The organism is Paraburkholderia caffeinitolerans (assembly GCF_902859945.1).
Classification (GTDB): Bacteria; Pseudomonadota; Gammaproteobacteria; order Burkholderiales; family Burkholderiaceae; genus Paraburkholderia; species Paraburkholderia caffeinitolerans.
This window is the reverse complement of record NZ_CADIKL010000007.1, coordinates 207,759-224,095: the sequence shown is the minus strand read 5'-3', so window position 1 is coordinate 224,095 and position 16,337 is coordinate 207,759. Positions and strand designations below refer to the sequence as shown.

General features: G+C 65.0%; 12 protein-coding genes. 3 read left to right on the top strand and 9 right to left on the bottom strand.

Annotation, left to right across the window (positions count from 1 at the left end):
* Positions 1-24: 24 nt before the first annotated feature.
* Positions 25-1,311 (top strand): amino acid deaminase, encoded by a 1,287-nt coding sequence (locus tag HV773_RS09665; RefSeq protein ID WP_129561141.1) that lies wholly within the window; start codon positions 25-27, stop codon positions 1,309-1,311.
* A 112-nt stretch (positions 1,312-1,423) separates the two neighbouring features.
* Here the strand turns inward: HV773_RS09665 and HV773_RS09660 are convergent, their stop codons facing one another.
* Complete coding sequence (locus HV773_RS09660; protein ID WP_129561140.1) at positions 1,424-1,885, bottom strand: MarR family winged helix-turn-helix transcriptional regulator; 462 nt, start codon at positions 1,883-1,885, stop codon at positions 1,424-1,426.
* Positions 1,886-2,040: 155 nt separating this feature from the next.
* A complete protein-coding gene (locus tag HV773_RS09655; protein ID WP_129561139.1) occupies positions 2,041-3,636 on the bottom strand; it encodes an MDR family MFS transporter in 1,596 nt (531 codons plus the stop codon).
* Between the two features lie 110 nt (positions 3,637-3,746).
* Between HV773_RS09655 and HV773_RS09650 the strand changes: the two genes are divergently transcribed.
* Entirely contained in the window at positions 3,747-4,646 is a 900-nt protein-coding gene (locus tag HV773_RS09650; RefSeq protein WP_129561138.1) for an EcsC family protein, read from the top strand.
* Positions 4,647-4,651: 5 nt separating this feature from the next.
* On the opposite strand, the gene HV773_RS09645 is transcribed toward HV773_RS09650, so the two are convergent.
* The 3 genes from HV773_RS09645 to HV773_RS09635 form a co-directional block, all read right to left on the bottom strand.
* Positions 4,652-5,662 (bottom strand): alpha/beta hydrolase, encoded by a 1,011-nt coding sequence (locus HV773_RS09645; protein ID WP_129561137.1) that lies wholly within the window; start codon positions 5,660-5,662, stop codon positions 4,652-4,654.
* A 46-nt stretch (positions 5,663-5,708) separates the two neighbouring features.
* Positions 5,709-6,143, bottom strand: coding sequence for a CHRD domain-containing protein (locus tag HV773_RS09640; protein ID WP_129561136.1), 435 nt, complete (start codon positions 6,141-6,143; stop codon positions 5,709-5,711).
* A gap of 244 nt (positions 6,144-6,387) precedes the next feature.
* A complete protein-coding gene (locus tag HV773_RS09635; protein WP_129561135.1) occupies positions 6,388-7,500 on the bottom strand; it encodes a porin in 1,113 nt (370 codons plus the stop codon).
* A gap of 478 nt (positions 7,501-7,978) precedes the next feature.
* Between HV773_RS09635 and HV773_RS09630 the strand changes: the two genes are divergently transcribed.
* Entirely contained in the window at positions 7,979-8,920 is a 942-nt protein-coding gene (locus HV773_RS09630; RefSeq protein WP_129561134.1) for a LysR family transcriptional regulator, read from the top strand.
* 184 nt (positions 8,921-9,104) lie between these two features.
* Here HV773_RS09630 and HV773_RS09625 read toward each other — a convergent pair whose 3' ends face one another.
* From HV773_RS09625 to HV773_RS09610, 4 genes are all read right to left on the bottom strand, one after another.
* Positions 9,105-13,778, bottom strand: a complete 4,674-nt coding sequence (locus HV773_RS09625; protein WP_246282256.1) for an ATP-binding protein — start codon at positions 13,776-13,778, stop codon at positions 9,105-9,107.
* A gap of 20 nt (positions 13,779-13,798) precedes the next feature.
* Positions 13,799-14,539: an aquaporin gene (locus HV773_RS09620; protein ID WP_129561133.1), complete on the bottom strand. Its 741-nt coding sequence runs from the start codon at positions 14,537-14,539 to the stop codon at positions 13,799-13,801.
* A gap of 310 nt (positions 14,540-14,849) precedes the next feature.
* Complete coding sequence (locus tag HV773_RS09615) at positions 14,850-15,467, bottom strand: response regulator (protein ID WP_246282255.1); 618 nt, start codon at positions 15,465-15,467, stop codon at positions 14,850-14,852.
* Between the two features lie 158 nt (positions 15,468-15,625).
* On the bottom strand, positions 15,626-16,273 hold the full coding sequence (locus HV773_RS09610; RefSeq protein WP_129561131.1) for a response regulator: 648 nt from the start codon (positions 16,271-16,273) through the stop codon (positions 15,626-15,628).
* Positions 16,274-16,337 lie beyond the last annotated feature (64 nt).

Genomic DNA, 16,337 nt, shown 5'->3' with positions numbered 1-16,337 from the left:
GGAGAGTAGATGGAGCGAACGGAAATGAAAGTTACAAACTATCAGAGTGCAACGATCGACCCGAACAGCAAGGGCCTTGGCAACCTGCCGGGCGCAAGCGTGCCGCTGGGCGACGCGGCGCGCCTCGAATGGAATCTGCTCGCCGAAGACGTGAGCTTGCCGGCGGCGGTCCTGTATGCGGACCGCGTCGAGCACAACCTCAAGTGGATGCAGGACTTCGTCACGCGCTACGGCGTGAAGCTCGCGCCGCACGGCAAGACCACGATGGCGCCGCAACTGTTTCGCCGCCAGATGGAAACGGGCGCGTGGGGTATCACGCTCGCCACGGCGCACCAGACGCGCGCCGCTTATCGCGGCGGCATCACGCGCGTGCTGATGGCGAACCAACTCGTGGGCCGCCACAACATGGCGATCATCGCCGAATTGCTGAGCGATCCCGACTTCGAATTTTTCTGCCTCGTGGATACGGTGGAAGGCGTCGAGCAACTGGGCGAATTCTTCCGCGCCTCGCACCGCACGCTGCAAGTGCTGCTCGAACTGGGCGTGCCGCGCGGACGCACCGGCGTGCGTGACGCGGACGCACGCCACGCCGTGATCGACGCGATCGCGCGCTACCCGGACTCGCTCAAGCTCGCGGGCGTGGAGATCTACGAGGGCGTCCTCAAGGAAGAAAGCGAGGTGCGCACCTTCTTGCGCGACGCACTCAACGTGACCGAGGAGCTCGCCGCCGCTGGCCGCTTCTCGCGTACGCCGGCACTGCTTTCGGGCGCGGGATCGGCATGGTACGACGTGGTGGCCGAGGAATTCGCGAAAGGCACGCAGGCAGGCACGATCGACGTTGTGCTGCGCCCCGGCTGCTATCTCACGCACGACGTGGGCGTCTACAAGCAGGCGCAATCGCAAATCCTCACGCGCAACCCGGTCGCGCGCGAGATGGGCGTGGCGCTCCTGCCGGCGCTCCAGCTATGGGCCTATGTCCAGTCGATTCCAGAACCGGGCCGCGCGATCATCGGCTTCGGCAAGCGCGACGCCGCGTTCGATGCAGGCTTTCCGGAGCCGACGCGCCACTATCGTCCGTCGCGCGACGGCGGCGCCATGCCGCGCGAGATCGCCGCGAACGAGGGCTGGGAAGTCTTCCAGATGATGGATCAGCACGCCTATCTGCAGATTCCGGGCGACGCGGACATCAAGGTCGGCGACATGATCGGCTTCGACATTTCGCACCCCTGCCTCACGTTCGACCGGTGGCGCCAGGTGCTGATGGTCGACGGGCAATATCGTGTGACGGAAGTGATCGAAACGTTCTTCTGATCGTTCTACGGTTCGATTCACTGCGGATTCACTGAGGATTCACAGCGGCCAGGCGCTTGCAGCCTGGCCGGCTGATGGCCGGTGGCTTCAGCGGCTTCTTTAGGCGGCTTCTTTAGGCGCCTTCCTTCGCTTCAGCGGCATCGGCTTGCGCCACCGCCACGCTAATACGTTCTTCCATCATCCGCAGTGCGCCCGACAGCGCCGTTAGCGTATCGTCGGGCAGCGACATCGTCTGGCTCAGGAATGCGTTGCGCCGCGGCAGACTCGCCTCGACAGCGTCGTGCCCCGCCTGCGTGAGCTGCACATTGGTAATGCGGTTGTCGCGCGCATCGGCGCTGCGCTCGATCCAGCCCAGCGCCTCCAGCGGCTTCAATTGCCGCGTGAGCGCGCCCGGATCCACGCGCAAACGCTCGACGAGCCGCTTTTGCGACGACTCGCCATTCTGCTCATGCAACGCCATCAAAATGCGCCAGCGCGGCAGCGGATGCCCCACCTGCGCCTCGAACGCCGACATGAACGTGCGATAGGTTCGTCCGAATTGCTGGACGATGGCGACGCGGTCCTGTGTTTCCATGCTGTGTGTTCCTGCCTGTCTTCCTGTCTCTGGCAGCGTGCCTGACATGCCGTGCCCTAGGTGTCGTTGCTTTACGTGCCAAGCATCACTGCCGCTTTCTGCATCCCGCGCGACGCCCGCGCAAAGTCCGCGTGAATCCCGGACATCGCCCGCGCCTAATCGGCGTGGATCACGGGCTCAACCTTGCGCTGAAGCCTGATGGGCGGCACGCGCCGCGTCTGCCAGATCGACACCACCGCGATCACCGCCGCCAGCGCGATCCCCAGATGAATCGCGCCTACTAGCGCCTCGCGCGCGGCTTCCAGCAGCAGGGCGCCATTGTGCCCAGCCTTCGTGAGTTCGCCAATCAGCACGTGCTGCGCGTCGCGGTTGATGAGAATCTGCGGATCGGCGAGCTGGGCGAACCAGTGCGTCGCGTGATCGGCGTCCAGCGCCTTGTGCACGCCGCTCGTGTAAAGCTGCGTGACCATCGTGCCGGTCAGCGCAGTGCCGAACATCCCGCCAATCATGCGCAGCGACTGCAGCAGCGCCGTGGCAATGCCCAAATGCTCGCGGCCCGCGGTCTGCTGCGCGAATACCGTGAGATTCGGCATCACAAAGCCAAGCCCTATGCCGCCGACGATCATGAGCGCCATCAGAAACGAGCGCGGCGCGTTGTGCGTGGCGAGCGCGACCCCGAAGCAAGCGAACGCAAGCATCCCAAAGCCGATGTAGAGCATCCGGTTCGGATTGCGGATGCGCGAGACGACGCGTCCGTTCGCGATGCTGCCGATCGTGATGAACACCACGAGCGGCGTGATGACCATGCCCGCCTCGTTCGGCGTCATGCCGAAGCCGCCCTGGAACAGCAGCGGCGCGTAGAACAGCAGCGAGAACATGGTGAAGCCGCCCAGCACCGCCAGCTTGAAGAGCGCATTGAGGCTCGCGTTGCGGAACATATCGACGGGCAGGATCGCCTGCGGGCAGCGCCGCTCCCACTGCCACAGCGCCCAGCCCGAAGCTGCGGCCAGCACGAGCAGGCCAAGCGCGGAAAACGTCACCCCATGCGCGGGCAGCCGTTCGACGAACAGCTGCAGGCTGCCGAGCGTCACCGCAATCAGCAGCGCGCCGGGCCAGTCGAGCCGCATGCGCTCCTTGTGCGCGACGTGACGCAGGTGCGGCAGATACCGCCAGACGAAGAACAGCGAAAGCAACCCGACCGGCAGATTCACATAGAACACCGAACGCCAGCCGTAATACTGCGTGAGAAAGCCGCCGAGCGAAGGCCCCACCGCGTTGGCAATGCCGAACGCCGAACTCATCACCACCTGCCATTTCAGGCGCACAACCGAATCGGGAAAGAGATCGGGGATGCACGCGAACGCCGTGCCCACCAGCATGCCTCCACCGATGCCCTGCAGGCCGCGCGCGAGGACGAGGAACATCATGCTGTTGGCCGCGCCGCATAGAACCGACGCGCCAGTGAAGACGACGATCGACGCGATCACGAACGGCTTGCGCCCGTAATAGTCGCCGAGTCGACCGAAAATGGGGACGGTGATGACCGAGGCGAGCAGATAGGACGTGGCAACCCAAGCGTAAAGCTCGAAGCCGCGCAACTCGGCGACGATCGTGGGCAGCGCGGTGCCAACCACGGTCTGGTCCAGCGCGACCAGCATGCTAACGAAGGAAATGCCGAGCATCGCCAGCAGCGACTCCCGGAACGGCAGCACCTGCCCGCTCGAGTGATGGGCGGCAGTACGGACGGCCATTTTTTGATCCTGCAATGATTGATACGTCAAAGAATTCAAATCATAGCACGATGCGATCCTCTACACTGGGTGTCGAACGGCGCTTGCCGAACCGTTTTCCAGGGAGATTTATGGGGTCATATTCTGATTTTTCCGAAGCCGATCTTGCCGCGCTCAGGCGCGCGAAGCACGAACTGGAAACGCCGCCGCTCGGCATGAAGCTCGCCGCGATCGTGGGTGCGCCGGTCGAGAAACTGATCGCGAAGCTCCCCGCCATGGCCAACGACAAGGTCAACGACGCCACCCAGGCGGCGCTGCGCAAATGCCTGCAGCTTGCGCTCAAGACACTCGGCAAGCCCGGTGAGCGGACGCCCGAGATCGCTGTCGCGGGCGCGGGCGCGGCCACGGAATCGACCCAAATCGCAACATCAATCGCAAAGCAGGGAGAAAAGCCGGGCACGAAACCGAGCAACCTGCTGCACAAGTTCGCGGTCGCCACGACGGGCGCGGCGGGCGGCGCGTTCGGCTTGTTCGCGTTGCCGGTGGAGCTACCCGTCACGACGACGCTGATGTTCCGCTCGATTTGCGACATCGCGCGCAGCGAAGGCGAAGACCTCGCGAGCGCCGACACTCAACTCCAGTGCCTGACCGTGTTCGGCATGGGCGGACGCTCGACCGCCGACGACGAAGCCGACTTCGGCTATTTCATCGTGCGCGGCGCACTAGCGCAGGCGGTATCGAAAGCGTCATCGGAGATGGCGACCAAGGGCTTCGCGGCGCACGGCTCGACCGCGCTGCTCAAGCTCATGCAGACCGTGGCCGCGCGCTTTTCCGTGCAGGTCAGCGAACAGGTGGCCGCGAAGTCGATTCCGGCCATCGGCGCGGTGCTCGGCGCCATGGTGAACACCGTGTTCATCGATCACTTCCAGAACGTCGCGCACGGCCATTTCACCGTGCGCAGGCTCGAGCGCCGCTACGGCGAGGCCGCCGTCCGCGCGGCCTACGAAGAGATCGACGTCACGCTCGATTGAGCCGCTCAATGTGCGCTCGACGGCGTGCTCAACTGCGCATCCGCCCCAGACTCCGCTTGCAGGGGCGCGCTCTTCTGCGCGCGGGCGGTGTCGTCCGCCGTCGTCACGCGCTTCACGAAGCGCGCGGTGTCGTCCAGCGCACGTCGCGCCTCGGGCATGAACGGCGCGTAAATTGGCCAGACATGCGGCAGATCGCGCCCGATCCCGCACTCGACACTCACGCCAGCGGCCTGGGCACGTTCCGCGACCCGGCGCGTGTCGTCGAGCAGCGTTTCGGTGCTGCCCGCCAGCATGAAGAGCGGCGGCAAGCCGTGGAGATCGGCGTAAACCGGCGAAGCATAGGGATCGGTCGCGCTCGCCTCGCCGAGGTAGAGCGGCGCAACGCGCGCGAACACGTCGCCGCAAAACATGGGATCGCGCCCGTCATTTTCGCGTATTGATGCGCCCGTGGCCGCGAGGTCGGTCCACGGCGAATAGAGCACCGCGCCGGCCGGCAGCGGAACGCCGGCGTCGCGCAATGCGACGAGCGTGGCAAGCGCGAGCCCGCCGCCCGCCGAATCGCCCGCGATCACGAGCGACTGGGCACGCGCACCATCGGCCAGCAAGCGCCGATAAGCGGCCACCGCGTCGTCGAGCGCCGCCGGAAACGGATGCTCGGGCGCAAGGCGATAGTCGAGCGAAAAGAGGTCCGCTTCGGCGCGAGTAGCGAGGCCGAAGGTGATGGCACGGTGCGTCTTCGGCGAGCAGAAGTAATAACCGCCGCCATGCAAATAGAGGATCGTGCGCGGCGCCCCACCCTCGCGCACGAGCCATTCGCCACTCGACGGGGCATCGGCAGCATCACGCGCGTCGACGGCTCGATACTGCTCACGCAATTGCCAGCCCTTGGGGACCTGCGGCAGCCACACGCGCTTCGCGGTTTGCGCGCGTACGCGCGCAACATCGATCGGGCCGCGCGTCGCCGGAAGAAAGCTGCGGCGCAAGAACCAGCAGATCAATCTGCTTTGCAGACTCATGGGCACGGCCCCCCGCAATGCGCTCGCTGCGCGACCCTACGGAAGTTCAATTCGCCGGCAGCACCTGCCCGCGAATTTCGCCGGACGGGTTCTGTTGCGTATGAATGTTGAAATACCACTGGCCGGCCATCAGATCGGTGACCTGCTTTTCGTTGAGCGTTGCGGAACCCTTGATCGGGCTGGCGAGTTCACCCTTCGGAATCGGCACCTGTACGTTCGCGTTCTGGCCGACTGGCGCGGGACCATGGAAATGCGCAGCAGCCACCGGCCCCGACAGGCCTTCGTAAGTGACGGTCCAGTTCAGCGCTTTCGTTGAGGTGTCGAACGTGGCGTTGAGCATGCCGTGACCTTGGCTCACGCGCGGCGGTACTTCGCTGGAGGGTTCGAGATCGGCCTTTAGCGCAACGGTGTCGGCAAACGCGGCACTGGAAGCAAGGACACACAAGGCGAGAGCAAGCTGCAGCGGACGAAGCGCTTTCATGGGAGTTCTCCGTTTGTTGTGGCGCGCTGCACCATCTGGCGGCAGCCACCTCATCACATGCTAGAGCAAATCCGGCAAGGGCGTCCGATCCAGCACGATCGACAGCCGTGAAAACATCGGAACGAAAAGTGCGGGACGAAAAAAAGAGCGCCGCGAGCGGCGCTCTTAACCCAAGTACTACCTTCTACACCTTTACTTCGTAATGGATTCCGCGGCCCAGCCAGAAGCCGGGCCGCCCCCGTCATTAGAAGCGGTGACGGATACCGGTCGTGACGATGCCCTGGTTCTTCGACGACGAGTAGTTGTCCGCGCCCTGGAAACCGACTTGCGTTGTACCCACCGCAGCCTGGCCGGCACCCCACACGCCCACGCCTTCGAGGTACACGTCCGTGCGCTTCGAGAGCGCGTAGTCGGCTTGCAGACCGAACTGGTTCCAGTGTGCGGTACGACCACCGCCTTCGCTGGAGAGCAGCGAGCCGTTGGCGTTGGTGTACGTGTACATCGCGCCGATGCCGAGTGCCGGTGTCAGGTTGTAGTGCACGTTGGCTTCGATGTTGTTGTAGCGGATCGACAGATTGTCGTTCAAGCCGTTCAGGCGCGATTGCGTGAACACCACGCCACCAACGGCCGGACCATACGTATAGCTCACACCACCGCCCCAAACGCGCGCACGCTGGGCGCTCAGGCCAAACTGGTCGTTGGTGACCGCACCGTTGGGATTGTTCAGGACGCCCGCATTGTTGGCCTGCAGGTAAGCCGCCGCGACACGCAGGCCGCTGTTGGCATAGCTCATGCCGGCGCTATACGCGCGGTTGTTCGCGAAGCCTGCCTGGTTCGAGAACGCATACGCGCCACCGAACTGGAAACCCGAGAGATTCGGGCTGGTGTACTTGACCGCGTTGTTCAGCGAGAACGTGGCATTGCCGTTGTCGTTGTCGCCCACGTGCGCCGTGTACGTACCGCCCCACGTGCCGACAGCCATGAGCGGGCCAAGGTAGTCGACCACGGAGTCGTACTGGCGGCCGAGCGTCAGCGTGCCGTACTGGTCGTGCGTGAGGCCAACGAAAGCCTGACGGTTGAACAGGCCGCCATTCTGCTGGCCGTTGGCGACGTTAAAACCGCTTTCGAGGGTGAAGATCGTCTTCAGGCCACCACCGAGATCTTCCGCGCCGCGCAGGCCCCAGCGGCTCTGCTGAAGGTTGCCGCTGCCCAGAGCGTACTTGGCGTTGCCATCAACGTTGGTCGTGTAGGTGAAGCCGGCATCGACGATGCCGTAGAGCGTCACGCTGCTTTGCGCGTACGACGCCGATGCGAAAGTCGCGGCAACTGCGGCCGCGATAGCCAGACTCTTTTTCATATGCTTCCTTCGATGCAAAGCCTTTCGGCAAAAATAGACGCCGTCGCCGGCAACACGCCGGCTCGCTTGATCCCGCAGCACCAGAAACGTTGGCGCCGCATTGATACGCAGGCCAAAGTTTATTGGCGTCACTTTTAAGCCAGCCATCCCACTCCATGGCAAAAGTTTTTTCGATTAAGTCGAATACTGCCGTGACGCTCGCCGCAATCGCTTGCTCCTCAACGCCCGCACTTAATCTTGAATTCACGCGCGCGAGCGTTGATTACGCACTATCCCGATATAGCGTTGCCGCCTGGCAACATAATTAATTCAAGACAATTAACGGTTTAGGAGCAGTCTCATTCCTTGGGGCATTCCCTGTCGGTACTATCCGGCAACGCTCGCGTCGCAGTCCTGCACCGAGCGTCATTTGTACGCAGGCGAATATCGCTCCAACGCAGCCAATCCCGTCCGTCCCATGTCGATGCGGCCCAAAACAATGAATCAGCTCCAGGCGATGCGCGTATTCGTGAGCGTCGCCGAACACGGCTCGTTCGGTCGCGCCGCGGCGAGCCTCGATCTTTCGAACGCCGTTGTCACGCGCTATGTCGCGCTGCTGGAGGCGCATCTTCACACACGCCTCATCAACCGCAATACGCGCAGCATTTCGCTGACCGAAGCAGGCAACGCGTACGCCCAGGCGTGCCGCCACATGCTCGAAGACCTGGAGCGCGTCGAAACGCAGATCGCGCACGGCGTGTCGGTGCCCTCGGGCACACTGCGCGTGGTCGCGCACGCCTCGTTCTCACTGCATGACCTCACGCCGCTGCTCAAGCAGTATCTCGCCGCATTCACACAGGTCCGGCTCACGCTCACGCTGCTGCACCGCCCCGTCGATCTCATCGAAGAAGGCTTCGACGTGGGCATTGTCGCGCCGCGCCAGGTCAGCGGCGGCACGCTGATCCGGCGTCCGCTTGTGTCGGTCACGCCGGTTGCGGTGGCCTCGCCCGCTTACCTGGACGGCCGCCGCGCGCCGCGTCACCCGGCAGAACTCACGCACCATACGCTGCTTGCGCCGTCCACCGACATTCACGGCAACGAATGGCAGTTCGCGAACGCGGAAGGCGTGCGCGAGGTGGTGCGGATCGAGCCGGCCTATGCCGTCAACAATTCGGTGATGCTGCGCCAGGCAGCACTCGCGGGCATGGGCATCACAATCCTGCCGGCAAACCAGGTGGACATCGACCTCGCGCAGGGTTCGCTCGTGCGCGTGCTCGACGACTACGAGATTCGCGACGCCGATAAAGAACTCTCGCTCGTCTATCCCGGGCGACGCCACGTCCCTGCGAAAACGCGAACGTTCGTGGACTTCACCGTCGAGTGGTTCCGCAGCCGGGACGCTTCTTGCCAGACGATTACCGATATATCCGGTAATAATTAATTGATCGTTTTTATCTCGATTTCTGCCGGCGTGCGAACTATGATTTCTTCTGCGAGAAGTGACTCTTCATCGAAGGGTCTCCAACCTTGAACGCGGCTTCGGCCGCGTTTTTTTTACACGGCTTCAGCCGCGTTTTTTTCGCCGGCTTTGTGCCCGTGGCTCGACTTGATTGCATGCGGAGCGCTCAGGCGAGCAACGCGGCCTGCTGCTCGATGCCGTCGAGCATCGCGTGACAGGTGCGGATGAGCGCGAACCCTTCCTCGCGCAATTGTTCCGGCGTATGCGTGTTCATGTGAGCGCGCCAGGTTTCGAGCACGGCGAGCAGCGCCGGATAGTGCAGCACGCCCACCGCACCCGCGAGCCGGTGATGCCATTCGCGCAGCCGCGCGATGTCGATGTCCTTCAGCAACTCCGGCAGCAAATCCAGATCGTCGCGCATCGCGCTGACGAACGAGCCCAGCAATGTCTTCACCGTCGCCTCGCTGCCCCACACCTCGATCATATGCGCGAGATCGAGCGGCGCGGCCGCGCCCGTTTCGCCGGCATCATCCGACATCACCGCCTCGTCGCGCGTTCCGGCGCCGGGGCGTGGACACGGCGCGGCTTGCTCCTGCGCAACACGCAGCGCGTTCTCCACGCCGAACCAGCGCGCGAGCTGGTCACGCAGCGTCGCGACGCGCGTGGGCTTGATGAGGCACTCGTCCATGCCTGCCTCGCGACACAAGCGCAAGTTTTCGGGTGCGGTGTTCGCCGTGATGGCGAGAATCGGCAGACGCGGCGTCGCGCCCGCAGCCTTGCCCGTCTTGCGCGCCTCGGCCGCTTCGATCTCGCGCACCCGCCGCGCGAGGTCATAGCCCGATACATTCGGCATATGGCAATCGGTTATCAAACAGCCGTAGCGTTCCTTCTCCAGCGCCTCGAGCGCCTGCGCGCCATCGTCGACCACGTCGCACGCAAAGCCGAGCAGCGCAAGCTGATGGCGGATCAGCTCCTGATTCACCGGGTGATCCTCGGCGACGAGAATCAGACGCCCTGCAGCGCGTTCCTTCTCGCGATCGGGTGCCGCGAGCGCGGCTTCCGCCACCTGCGCGGGCCGCACAGCAACCGCGGGCAGGCCGGTGAGCGCCATCGCACAAGCTGCGCCCAGGCCACGCCACGAAAGCGGATTGACGCTCACCCGCACGCCGCTCTCCACCACCCGGTAGCCGCTCGGCTTGGGATTCTCGGTCAGACGGACGACCGGCACGCCCAACCCGTCGAGCACGCCCGCGAGCATCTCCGAGACGAACACGAGATCGACGCCGCCATGAGCCACCAGCTTGCGCATGGCAGCCTGGCCACGCGGACTCGACTCGATGCGCGTCATCTTCATGCCGAGCGACACGCCGAAATGCATGAGCGCGCCGGCCACGCGGACATCGTCGCAAACCACGAGCGCGCGCTTGCCGCGCAGGGCGTTCGCGTGACCGGCCTGCGCTTCGAGCGGCAATTCGATATGCAGTTTGAGACTGGTGCCCTTGCCGATTTCGCTGCGTAACTCGAGCGTGCCGCCCATCAAGGCCGCGAGCTTGCGGCTGATCGTGAGGCCGAGTCCGGTGCCACCGAAGCGCCGCGTAGTGGAGGTTTCCGCCTGCACGAACGGCTCGAAAAGCTGGGCCTGCGCCTCGGGCGCAATGCCGATGCCCGTATCAGCCACCGTGATCGAAACACGCTGGCGCCGAGGCTTGCCGCGCGCACTCGCCACATCGCGCGCCGTCACGCTTACGCTCACCTCCCCATGGAGCGTGAATTTGATCGCATTGCTGAGCACGTTGAACAGAATCTGCCGCAAACGCACGCTATCGCCGCGCAGCAGCGCCCCTACGCTGGCCGCGACATCCACGCGCATCTTGAGTCCCTTCTCGTGCGCCCGCCCCGCCAGCAAGCCCACGGCGTTGTCGACGAGCTCGCGCATGTCGAACGGTTCCGAAGCAATCGCGAGGCGCCCGGCCTGGATCTTCGAGTAGTCGAGCAGATCGTCGAGAATCTGCAAAAGCGCGCCCGCCGACTCGTGCACCATGCCGACCATCTGCGTCTGATCGGGATTGAGCGGCGTACGTTCGAGCACCTCAACGAGGCCGAGCACGCCGTTCATGGGCGTGCGGATCTCGTGACTCATCATCGCAAGAAAGTCGTCCTTGGCGCGCGACGCGGCCTCGGCAAGGTCGCGCGCGCGCGCGAGCTCGTCGGCACGGGCGTGTTCGACATTCGCATCCACCGCGTAGCCGCTCCAGACCACTGTGCCGTCTTCGCCGCGCCGCGGCACGAATTCCGCGCGCGCCCAGAGCAATCCCGCCGCGCCGTGGAAGCGGAACTCGGTGTTCACCGGCGTCAGCAAACGCGCCGAGCGCTCGAGCGCCGCGGCAAGCCGTGCGCGGTCGCGCCGATTCACCCGCGCAAGATCGAGCGCGCTCGCGCGCATCAACTGCGCGGCGGCGTCGCCGAGCAAGCGCTGCGTGTCGCCGCCGAGGTAGGGGAATGCGTAGCGGCCATCGGTGCCGCGCCGCAGCTGGAACACGATCGCGGGCAGCGAGCGCGTGACGTCAGAAAGCAGCCGCTCGGACGCCCGCGCGCGCATTTCGGCGCGACGAATCTCGGTGATGTCGATCATCGTGCCGAGCACGCACAGCGGCGCGCCGCGCGCGTCGCGGCACAGGCGCGTCCAGAAAATGCCGTGACGTTTGCCGGCTTCTGGGGCGCTGGTGCTGCCGGGGCCATCGAACACGAACTCGACGCGCTGGCCCTTGCGCTCTTCGAGCGTCTTTCTGTAGAGATCGTCCACGCGCAGGCTGTTTTCCGCGCCCCACGCCGCCACCGCGGCTCCCGTGCGGCCAAGCACCTCGCCGCGCCGCACGCCGGTCATCTCTTCGTATGCACGGTTCACCGACAGGTAACGGTTTTCGAGGTCGCGCACACCCAGCGGGTACGGAATCATCTCCGTCATGGTGTCTTGCAACTCGACCTGCTTCGCGAGCACGTGCTCTGCGCGCCGGCGGCGGCGCATTTCGCGCTGCAGGAGCATATAGGCCCGCAGCGTGACGAGCAGCACCACGCCGAACGCGATCAGAAGCGGCAAGAGCCTGAGCGCATTGACGCTCCACCCGCCGCTGCGCTCGGCGGCCACGGCCGTCCAGCGGTTGCGAATCTCCTGCTGCTCGACGGGCGACATCGCGTCGAGCGCGCGGTCGATGAGGACCTTGAGCGGCGCGAGATCGGTGCGCACCGCGAAGGCCATCGCTCCATCTTTGCCAATCGCCCCCACCACCTTGAGCGATTCGAGGTACTGGCGGCTGAGCGGCCCGTCGAGTGCCGCTGCATCGCCCACCAGCAAGTCCGCGTCATTGCGCTGGACCAGCGCGAGCCCTTGGGCGAGCGTGTCGGCGCGCACCGTGCTCATGGGCTGGCTCTCGCCAAACAGCACCTGCGCCGCCGGTGCGTGCGGCGCCAGCACTACCCGGCGACCAGCATAATCGTTCAGGCTGCGCGCCATCGGCTCGTCGCGGCGGCCAACGATCACGAGCGGATAGCGTTCGAAGGCCTGGGTATAAAGCGTGTCGGCGGGCAATCCGCCGTCACCCACTGTGGTCGCCAGCAAGGCGAATTCGCCACGCTGGAACGAGCTATCCGCATCCAGCCAGCTGGTTGCCGGCACGCGCTCGAACGTCACGCCCAGCTTGCGGCTCAGATAGTTGAGGTAGTCGTTCGCCATGCCCGAGACCTCCCCGCGTCGGCTCGCATGGCTAAACGGCAGCCAGTCCAAGTCGACCCCCACCTTCAACGGCGGCAGCGAACGCAGCCATGCGCGCTCGCCGGCGTCGAGGACGAACGGCGGCGAACGCCGCTCCGCGCCGAATCCGGCACCCTCGGCACCCTCGGCACTGTCGAGCCAGCGCGCCCGCAACGCAGCCGCCACGGCTGGCCGCACACCGCCTGCGGCCAGATTCAACCGATCACGCAACGCCATCTTCGAAACCGGCACGGCGAAGCGCAGCTCGCGCACCTTGATGCGCTCCTCATAGGCGACGCGCAACCCGCGGTAGTCGTTGTGGCGGGTGAGTTGATAGCGCACGACGGGCGCGAAACCCGCGTAGACGTCGGCGCTGCCCTGCGCGACGGCGTGCATGGCCAGGCTCGTGTCGGTGAACGCAAGTATTTCCGCTTGCGGAAAGCGCTCGCGCAACAGCTGTTCGAGGGCATAGCCGTTCTCGACGGCGATGCGCGCTCGGGCGAAGCGGTTGGGCATGATGGCGATAGCCTCGTTGCCCACACGCGTGACGAGTGCAACATTGCCGCTCAGATAAGGCACAGTGAACGCGAGGCAGCGCTCTCGCTGGACGTTGCGCGCAAGGCTCATGACCACATCGAATTCAGCGGCGCACGCGCCAGCGAGCAACGCGGTCATATTGGGGTAGACGCGTGGCACGAGCTTCACCCGCGAACCAACGACGAGCCGCAGATAGTCGGCGCTGAAGCCGCTCAAAGTGTTGCCTTCGTGCAGCTCGAGCGGCGGCCAGCCTCCCGCGACGACGCCCACGGTGAGTACCTTTGGAAAAACACCCGGCTCGCTCGCCGGCGTAGAAAAATCGGCCGCAAGGCCCGATTGGAGCGGTGCGTGGGACGATGGTCCGGAGGACTGCGCCGCGTCGGGTTGCCCTGCGCGCGCGGGGCCGCCTATCGCGAGACAAAACAGGACGCACGCGAACAGCGCCAGGCGGAGCGCTTGGGCTAGCGCGGCAATCGGCGCGCGCGGCACAGGCGACACAGGCGGCACAGGCAACACACGCCGCGCAATCGCTCGAACAGGCAACATCGCTTTCATGAAGGCGTCCGGAGCGGCGCTCATGCGTCGCCGAGCGCCCCGCCCGCGCTTGCATTCGGATTTGTCCGACGTTGCATCAGCAACCGGTAACAAACACCCGCAATCACGCCGCCCAGCATGGGCGCCGCCCAGAAAAGCCAGAGTTGGTCGAGCGCCCAGTCGCCGACGAATAACGCCGGCCCCGTCGAGCGGGCAGGATTCATGCCGCCGTTGCTCACCGGAATGGCAATCAGGTAGATGGCCGCGAAACACGCGCCCAGCGCGGCGGGCGCCGACCTGCGGCGTTGCGGCGAAGCCGACACGACGAGATGAACGAGCACGAATGCGAACGTCATGACCAGTTCGACGGCAAACACCGCGGCGAATGCGTACTCGGAAGGCGAATGCTCGTCGTAGCCATTGCTGCCGAAGTCCGAAACCACGAAGGCAAAGCCAGGTCGGCCACTCGCAACGGCGGCGAGCAGCGCCGCACCCACGAGTGCACCGACAGTTTGTGCGGCGACGTACGGTGCGACGTCACGGGCGGGAAAGCGACCGGAAATGGTATAGCCGATCGTGACGGCGGGATTGAAATGCGCGCTCGACGCGCGCCCTGACGCATAGCTCACGACGGCAAGCGCAAGACCAAATGCCGCGGCCATGTCGAAGATGTTCCAGCCCTGTGCAGGCGCGCTGGCATTGAGCGCGGCGCTCGCACAGCCCACGAACACAAGCCATGCCGTGCCTGCGCCTTCCACTGCCAAACGCCTACCGAGCTTCATTGCCGTGCCTCCGTGCCCCGCCGCTCCCAGCCGCAGGCCGGCGCGCGACCCTCTTGCAGGCATGCACAGCGGCTCGCCAGCGATGTCAGAGGCGAAATCGAATGAGAGTCGCGCTGTACGATAGTTCGCGCGTTGAGTGGGAAATTATGATCAGACGACTCTCATTGCCAGATAGGACAACTCTTAAAAATCGGATGGCATGACGGGATTCAGCATGACAAATTCCGACAAACGACGACACGCGCGCCTGTCGGGCTCGCCTGAACCGTTTGCGAATCCAAGGTGTGACGTGAGTGCGGCCCCACCCGCATCAGGAGGCATCATCCTGGACGACACCGCATTCGATCGCGAATCGATACAGCTCGATGTCGCTGTTGAGCGCGAGTTTTTTCATGGCTGCGCACTTCTGCGCGCTGATGGTTTTGACGCTACGCCCAAGCAGGCTGGCAATTTCGGTGACGCCGAGCCCGCCGGCGTAGTGCGTGAAAACTTCGAACTCCCGCCGCGATAGCACCTGATGCACGTGGGCCCGCCGCTGCTCACGCGACGCCTTTTCCAGCAGGTCGCGCACCACAGGACCGACGTACTGCTCGTGCGCCATGGCCGAGGCAATGGCGACAGGAATCAGGTCGATGCGGTCGCGCTTGCTGAGCACGGCCTCGACATCGAGCTCGATCGCGCTGCGCAGCGCCGTGGCATCGTTTTCCATGGTGAGCACGACGACAGGCTTGCCCGCATGCTCGCCCTGAAAGCTGCGGATCGCATCGTGCCCCTCCTCGCGCCCTTCGCCGGGCATGTAGAGATCCATCAGCACGAGGTCGAACTCATGCCGCGCGGCTTCCTGAAAGAGCTGCGCCACCGATTGCGCGCGGGCGACGATCCGCACGTTCGGCAGCGTGGCGATCAGGTTGTCGAGCGCGAACAACACGAGCGGATGATCGTCGGCGACGATGACGCGCACGGGCAACGCCCGGTCGCCAACGTCTGGCAGCGCCAGCTCCTGCAAGCTACGCACGCCGCCCTCGCGGCCGAATCCCGACGTCAGGTGTGCAGGCCAGACACGGGCGTGGGTGGTTGGCGGCGAACTCATAGGAGTCCGTGGGCCCGCACGAAGGCGAACAGCCCTGCATCGTTGTTCACGCCGAGCTTCGCCATGGCGTCGCGCTTCTGACGGCTCACGGTGCGCACGTCCCGATCGAGCGCGCGTGCGATCTCGGTGATCGTGCGGCCGTGGACGAACTGCCGGACCACCTCCGACTCGCGTGGCGAAAGGCGCGGCGCACGCGTGCTATCCGCGCGCTCCGTTCCCGCGGCGGCAAGCGCTTCCAGGATCGGCGGGCTCACGTAGCGCAGGCCGCTGCCCGCGCCGCGCACCGCGCCGGTGAGCTCGTCGATGGGCTCGCTCTTGCGGATCAGCGCCGTGACGCCCGTGTTCATCACGGCGCGCAGAATGGCGACGTTCGTGATGCTGGTCAGCACGACGATGCGGTACTGCGGCCAGTCGCGGCACAGGCGCCGCACAAGGTGCAAACCATCTTCTGCCTCGCCGGTGTCTCCAGGCATGATGAGATCGGTCAGCACGATGTCGCACGGCACTCGTTCGAGTGTGCGAAAAAGCGCGCCCGGGCCAGACGCTTCGCCGACGACCTGTATGTCTCCCGCTGCTTCGAGTGCCGAGCGTACGCCCAGCAGTACGAAAGGGTGATCGTCGGCAAGGACGACTCGTAGTTTCAAGGTGGCTCTCTCTCGATGTAGTAGGGGTATCGGATCGGCCCAGGCGTGCCCGATCTTGTAGCCG

What these genes read in the sequence shown, in the direction of transcription:
- HV773_RS09665 (WP_129561141.1), top strand. Translation starts at nt 25, where the DNA reads ATGAAAGTTACAAACTATCAGAGTGCAACGATCGACCCGAACAGCAAG.
- HV773_RS09660 (WP_129561140.1), bottom strand. Translation starts at nt 1,885, where the DNA reads ATGGAAACACAGGACCGCGTCGCCATCGTCCAGCAATTCGGACGAACC.
- HV773_RS09655 (WP_129561139.1), bottom strand. Translation starts at nt 3,636, where the DNA reads ATGGCCGTCCGTACTGCCGCCCATCACTCGAGCGGGCAGGTGCTGCCG.
- HV773_RS09650 (WP_129561138.1), top strand. Translation starts at nt 3,747, where the DNA reads ATGGGGTCATATTCTGATTTTTCCGAAGCCGATCTTGCCGCGCTCAGG.
- HV773_RS09645 (WP_129561137.1), bottom strand. Translation starts at nt 5,662, where the DNA reads ATGAGTCTGCAAAGCAGATTGATCTGCTGGTTCTTGCGCCGCAGCTTT.
- HV773_RS09640 (WP_129561136.1), bottom strand. Translation starts at nt 6,143, where the DNA reads ATGAAAGCGCTTCGTCCGCTGCAGCTTGCTCTCGCCTTGTGTGTCCTT.
- HV773_RS09635 (WP_129561135.1), bottom strand. Translation starts at nt 7,500, where the DNA reads ATGAAAAAGAGTCTGGCTATCGCGGCCGCAGTTGCCGCGACTTTCGCA.
- HV773_RS09630 (WP_129561134.1), top strand. Translation starts at nt 7,979, where the DNA reads ATGAATCAGCTCCAGGCGATGCGCGTATTCGTGAGCGTCGCCGAACAC.
- HV773_RS09625 (WP_246282256.1), bottom strand. Translation starts at nt 13,778, where the DNA reads ATGAAAGCGATGTTGCCTGTTCGAGCGATTGCGCGGCGTGTGTTGCCT.
- HV773_RS09620 (WP_129561133.1), bottom strand. Translation starts at nt 14,539, where the DNA reads ATGAAGCTCGGTAGGCGTTTGGCAGTGGAAGGCGCAGGCACGGCATGG.